Source organism: Cysteiniphilum litorale (assembly GCF_003428165.1).
GTDB classification, from domain to species: Bacteria; Pseudomonadota; Gammaproteobacteria; order Francisellales; family Francisellaceae; genus Caedibacter; species Caedibacter litoralis.
The window spans coordinates 1-5,874 of sequence record NZ_QLIQ01000074.1 but is presented as its reverse complement, the minus strand read 5'-3'; the positions used below and the strand labels follow the sequence as shown (position 1 = coordinate 5,874).

At 38.3% G+C, this 5,874-nt stretch carries 7 protein-coding genes; 2 read left to right on the top strand and 5 right to left on the bottom strand.

Features of this window, described 5'->3' with window-relative positions; all coding sequences use genetic code 11:
- Positions 1–1,610, top strand: a 1,610-nt coding sequence (locus DNJ75_RS14075; protein WP_206609119.1) for a DUF7146 domain-containing protein, incomplete at its 5' end; no start/stop codon positions are given.
- Between the two features lie 33 nt (positions 1,611–1,643).
- Here DNJ75_RS14075 and DNJ75_RS14070 read toward each other — a convergent pair.
- Positions 1,644–1,862 carry a hypothetical protein gene (locus tag DNJ75_RS14070; RefSeq protein WP_117004076.1) on the bottom strand — a complete coding sequence of 73 codons (219 nt, stop codon included), beginning with the start codon at positions 1,860–1,862 and terminating at the stop codon, positions 1,644–1,646.
- A gap of 150 nt (positions 1,863–2,012) precedes the next feature.
- Here DNJ75_RS14070 and DNJ75_RS14065 point away from each other — a divergent pair, with 150 nt between their 5' ends.
- Positions 2,013–2,363, top strand: a complete 351-nt coding sequence (locus DNJ75_RS14065) for a hypothetical protein (RefSeq protein ID WP_150468829.1) — start codon at positions 2,013–2,015, stop codon at positions 2,361–2,363.
- 200 nt (positions 2,364–2,563) lie between these two features.
- Here the strand turns inward: DNJ75_RS14065 and DNJ75_RS14060 are convergent, their stop codons facing one another.
- The 4 genes from DNJ75_RS14060 to DNJ75_RS14045 form a co-directional block, all read right to left on the bottom strand.
- The gene (locus DNJ75_RS14060) at positions 2,564–3,436 is read right to left on the bottom strand and encodes a M20/M25/M40 family metallo-hydrolase (protein ID WP_117004074.1); all 873 of its coding nucleotides are present in this window, start codon (positions 3,434–3,436) and stop codon (positions 2,564–2,566) included.
- The gene (locus tag DNJ75_RS14055; protein ID WP_117004073.1) at positions 3,433–4,662 is read right to left on the bottom strand and encodes a hypothetical protein; all 1,230 of its coding nucleotides are present in this window, start codon (positions 4,660–4,662) and stop codon (positions 3,433–3,435) included. Before DNJ75_RS14055 ends, DNJ75_RS14060 begins: the two co-directional genes overlap by 4 nt.
- A gap of 214 nt (positions 4,663–4,876) precedes the next feature.
- Positions 4,877–5,320 carry a hypothetical protein gene (locus DNJ75_RS14050; protein WP_117004072.1) on the bottom strand — a complete coding sequence of 148 codons (444 nt, stop codon included), beginning with the start codon at positions 5,318–5,320 and terminating at the stop codon, positions 4,877–4,879.
- Between the two features lie 114 nt (positions 5,321–5,434).
- Positions 5,435–5,629: a hypothetical protein gene (locus DNJ75_RS14045; RefSeq protein ID WP_117004071.1), complete on the bottom strand. Its 195-nt coding sequence runs from the start codon at positions 5,627–5,629 to the stop codon at positions 5,435–5,437.
- Between the last annotated feature and the right edge of the window lie 245 nt (positions 5,630–5,874).

Here is a 5,874-nt window from a genome sequence, read left to right as displayed (position 1 = left end):
GTGAGCGTGTTCCAGTTCTTAATCATCTAAAAGCAACTCATGCAGTGAATGAAATTGCACCTGCAAATAGTGCTTCTTCTAACCTTTCTACTGCGCCAATGCAGCCAAGAGAGGTGACGCGTTTTGATATAAAAGCGATTAACAATGCCATTTATGCTCGTTTAGATGTGTATGATTATGCCTTTGGTCAACCAATGAAAGCGACACAGGATTATGTGCTATATGAACACGATCGCATGGTGATGTTAAATGGAGAGAGAAAAGGTCAATGGTATGATCCCGTCAAAGATCAATATCGCCAACCAGCAGATGCGTTCAGAGAAAACTTCCCGCAACAAAAAACGGGCATGAGTCATTTTGAGATGGCGGCTATTTTTGCAGGGCTTAAAGTTGAAGCGATTAAAACCACTGAAATTTATGATCCACAAAAAATGGCGGAGCAACGTGAAGCAGAAGTGGCAAGAACACGCGCTGCTGAAATTGCCAAAGCACAAAAACTATGGGCTGCGACTGTGCCATTAAAAGACACTTTAGCTGAGCGTTACTTAAAAGAGCATCGTGCTATTTATCCTATTCACACGATGCAAATGCGCTTTTTACCTAAGGGTGCGTGGGTCTATAAACAAGATGGGCAAACACTCACCAATAAACTGCCAATGCTCGTGGTTCCTGTCTACGGGAAAGAGGGCTTAACCGGTGTGCAGCGTATTTACTTAGACCCAAAAACAGCAGACAAGCCAAGCTTTATGGATACCCCTAAATTGACGTTGGGTGTTATTTCTGGCTCAGCAGGTTTTGTGAATATTGGTGCTGAGAAAGGGCAAAAAGGACGACTATATATTGCAGAGGGTCCAGAAACCGCAGCATCAATTGCAATGGCTGATCCAAAAGCCACCGTTTTAACGGCGTGTGGTTCTGCCGCTAATATTGGTAAAATGAAAGATATGATTGAGCACTTTAACCCTAGTGAGGTGATTATTGCAGGGGACAATGATGGTGTGACATCACAATCTTATGCTTTGACGTATGAGGCGCAAGCTGCATTAAAAGCACAGGGGATCGATGCGCGAGTCATCTTGCCACAAAATATTGAAGGCTTTAAAAAGACTGACTGGAATGATGTTCTGGTACACCAGCATGTTGATGACATCTCCGAGCAGATGGGATTAGATCGACTAAATAACCGTGTTGATCGAGTACAATTGCAATTAAGTCAATCTGCACCTGGCATTTCGCAAGAAACCAAAGACGCGATGTCTATGTATGCCAAGCGCTATATGGCAAATCGTGACGAGTTTATCGATGGTGATGCGTATATCAATGACTGGTTGCGAGAATATTCAGATGAAACGCTACAGGCACATAAATCTGATATACAGGCATTGGTTAAGTATGAGCTTGATTACCCTGGGGAGCGTACAGACTTTAATTTAACTGATGATAAAATTGAAGCTGTTATTGCCAAATCAGGTAGTCCAATGGCTTTATCCAGTGTGGCAACGATGATAGATATTTATGCCAGACACCACAGAGATAAAGTCCAGCAGCAATTATCTAAAGGCAAAGAACAATCACAATCCCATGATGAAGGCTATGATGTTGGTGAGTGATATTTTAAAAGGAAAGCGCTAGAGGTATATGGTTTAAGAAGCAATGACAGTTAATAGGTTGGTATGTTTCAGTGTTGTATTGGTTTCAGTATTTTTAAGTTTGACATTGACATCCAAACCTTTAAAAAAATCATACTCTAATAATTCCACAAAATAGTGTTCTGCTTGTGCTGCGTCATCAAAAGACCGTGTAAATGTATTTAACGCATAATGATTTTGTGCATTTTCAATCGATACCTGATATTTTTTCATTGTATACTCCTGTTTTATAGACTGTTTATAAGTGTTTATTTTATCAGTTGACTTATTATAAATGTCAAATAGACATTAATCAACAATATATTGACATACATGAATAAAAATACAATCATATAGACATTAAAATTTATATTTTATTTTTGAATGAGTCTATCTTACAGTGAATTTACCCGTGCTATTCAGCTTCTGGCTAAGGATAAAAGCCAAAATATACGATCAATCAAGGATTTTTGTCAGGTGACAGGCTATAGCTATGACACTGTGTTAGGTTGGCGTAAAAAGCCACATGTGCCTCCTGTGGCGCAAAGTTGGCTCAATCTTTATCAGGAAAATCTTCTGCTTAAGCAGCAAAATGATGCCTATGGCGTTTTATGCGATGAGTTTAAAATCCTGTCGTCTGCTATGGAGGCTGTACCAGAAAACAGTCAATCGCTTGATAAAAATGGTAAAAATAAGCGTAAGAATAATAAATCCGCTCAAAATAAAAACAAGTAAAAAGTAAAAAAGGTGAAAATGATATACTCAGTTTAACAAAATCATGTCACACATTGAGGAATTTTAACATATTCTTATTTTAATAGCGTAGATGCAAAGCATACTTGCTTGAAAAGCATATGTTAAATTTTTCCTATTTTTCAGATCGTTATTTTCAATGCAGCTCGAGTTGTTTTAGTTTTTTTATTTTTTCAGTTTCTTTAGTAGTACCAATCATAATCATTCATGAAGAAATATAGCTCATCGTAGATTTCTTCATCCGTCATATTGGTGGCTAAAAGCTCCTGCATGAAACATCTGATATTTTTATTAGGCTTATGATGGTAATCAGACTCCCATTCTCTTATTGCTTTATGCGGGAAAATCTCATTACCAAGGGTATTGATAATATTGTGTGTAAAATCAATCGCCTTTTGCATATGTCTGATATCAATATATTCATCTTTGGTATGTGGTTTGTAATAACCACAAGATAGATTCATACAAGATACCTCAACAATACCCTGATCAGACAAAGTAACGACATCCGTTAAGCCGCCAAACTGTGATGTATAACCATAATTTTGAGCAATATTCTCAACGGCATTGATAAAATCATCACTGGCTATGGTAATGCCAGCGCCATTAAAAATAATGTCCTCATGTCCTTTGCGATCCAGTTGAATTAAGTAGCTTGCATTCAGATAATCACTGTCTGCATGGCTAGAGCCAATACAGCCAACTTCCTCATCTTTAAAGAGTGCAACACCTATATCCAGTAGATCAAAAAGTTGTAATGCTGCAAACACACCGACACCATCATCAGCACCCAGGTTGCATGGTTTCCCATGGCGTGTTCCACTGATGATTTGTGCGTAAGGATCAACAATGATCTGCTTGGCAGTCGGTTGCTCATCCACGGTGTCAATATGTGCGACAAGATAGGGTTTCTGCTGACGAAAATCACGATTAAGGTAGAGATTACCATACTCATCTTGATGAACGTATTTGCCATATTGTTGCTTGATATATGCTGCCTTAGCATTCTGGTTGCCAAGACTTAAGAGGTTGAATAAGCGCTGTAAATGTTTCATGGGCGCGCTCCTTCAATACACTTTGGACATATATCACCACAGTCAAAACGATAAATATCATCTGTGTGGACATAGCTAGTACATTCATCACAGCATACATAATCGTTATCTAGACAATCTTGGCAAACATAACGATCACCTTGGGCAGGTGTGATTTTATCCCGATGTACGTACTCATCACATTGATCACAGCTGGTATAATACTCATCAAAGCAATCATCACATACATCCATATGATCAACATATCTGATCCGATCACTTGAATAATGAGTGTCACATCGTTCGCAGTATCCTAAGTTGTTATGATACCCATTGGTCGATGTGAGCTCTGCATCATGGTTACAATCATCAAAACAATTGAGTTCCCCATTATAGGTATTAAGATACTTAAATGTATCCATGTAAGGATAATGATGATATTCCTCTTGTTTTAATGTGACTGTCTGGCATACAGAAGGTAGAGTGCTATTATTGCAGACCCAAGATTCTGGGGTATCCATATTGTTATTGCTTTTGTAGTACATGCCATTTTTTTGGGCATAGGCTACAATCGCTTCTTCAATATAAGATGATGTGCCATAGCATCTATCGCAACAAGTCGCACCGCTATCAACTTGCCAGGTAATTGCTCGACCTACCAACTGACCCTCATTATCCTTGGCAACAAGACAACCAATGGCAGGCTCGTTGTCATAGATTTCAAACCAGTTTTTGTTACAGCCTTGCATACACGATGATCCCAGTGAGCCACCATCAGGTTTCGGCAAAGCATAAATTGCTGCAATGCCTTCACTGATGTGACTTATTGAGATATCTGGTGTATTAAAATGTTGCTCAAGTTTAACAATCATGCTTTCAGGTATCATTACACCTGTCGCAGTTAATGCTCTTCTAACTGTCGTTTGTACGGCAAAACTGCTTCTTAACGACTTAGAGCCAACATTATATGGCAATAGCAACTCCATAAAGATGGGATTGCTATTAGGCAACGCTGATGGAAGGGTAAATCGATTCAAGCGAGCAATTGGGATATAGGCTAATCTGCTTTGATCATTGTTTAGTCCTAAAAAAGCCCCCTTGCGGTCGATTGCAGCCTTATCATCAAAAGTGATATTTTCGATGGTAAAGTCAGGATCAAGATGCTTTAGTAGGTGGAGAAATTCACTGGATACTGCATTAATTATCTCAGGTAATTCCAATGTTTTATTATCTGTATTTTGTGACATGGTATTCTCCTTATGTCATAAAACAGGGAGAATACCCCCTACAGGGAATGTTCTCCCTGTAGGGTTATCACGTCAATAAGACGCATTTATGTCACATCACATAAGAAAAGTATTGCAAATAAATCATATCGCCATATAATTAACTTACATTCTCCTTATGGATGTGGGTTACAAAGCAGTTGAGCGGCTAAACAAAACTGCTTTGTGATACTTCTTACTTTATTTCACTATTATCAACTTCAACGTCATCTTCTTTACTGAACTTGACCACAAAGTGACTGACTTCACTAATCTCAGATAACGGCTTTGGCTTCCAGTTAAGATCAATCAGAACACCTGCGATTTCTCTGAGCTCATGAATGCTAAAGTAGCCAAACTCAGTATCGTGACCTGAAACAAGTGCAAATACTTGTAACTGTTCATCACAGATATCTTTTTCGATCACATACCAGTGCCATCCATTCGGATGATAGTAGTGCAACCAGGCAACTTTATCAGGTATCTTTTGACTTTCTGCTTGGTAGGTCTCTGGACACCTCTCTAACGCTTCTTTCAAGCGATCAAGTTGAGGTTGATACTTGACGATATTATCGTAGATAAGCGTTGCTGCCTGATATTTGGGAATAAAATAAAAAGCTTTGTTTTTATTTATGGTCATTTTGTCATCTCCTTAAGATTAGGTTTACTCAGTTTTTAACCCTTTAAGGGGATGACAATCCCTTGAGGGATTAACATCCCCCAAGGGTTATTATTTATTAAAACATCTACGCAATCAGATACATAATCTTCTCAAATACGGTGTAATTGAGATGGGCTGAGTTTTTATGTTTTTTATATTCAGCATATTTTCATAGGTATTTGGTTGCGTTGGTTCGTCATTCTTTATATTTTTTATTTGCGTGCGATCGAGCATCAAAATTTTTGCTGTACGTAACGCTAATGATTGACCTTGATGTTTATGTTTCATTGTATTTCTCCTTATAGTTTTGGCTAACGGGAGACGTACAATGCCCATCAGGGAGTTGCTAGTCTCCCTGGTGGGTTGGTTGTTTTACAGAATTATTTAACAGCTAGAGAAGTATTGACGACATAGCTTGATATAAATTCAATAGAATCGTTATCAATTTTAAAAAGCGCATTATAAATATCATCAATCGTGTCCATTTGATCTAGTGTTTTAATCTCACAATTGATGTATCTATGCAGTGTGCT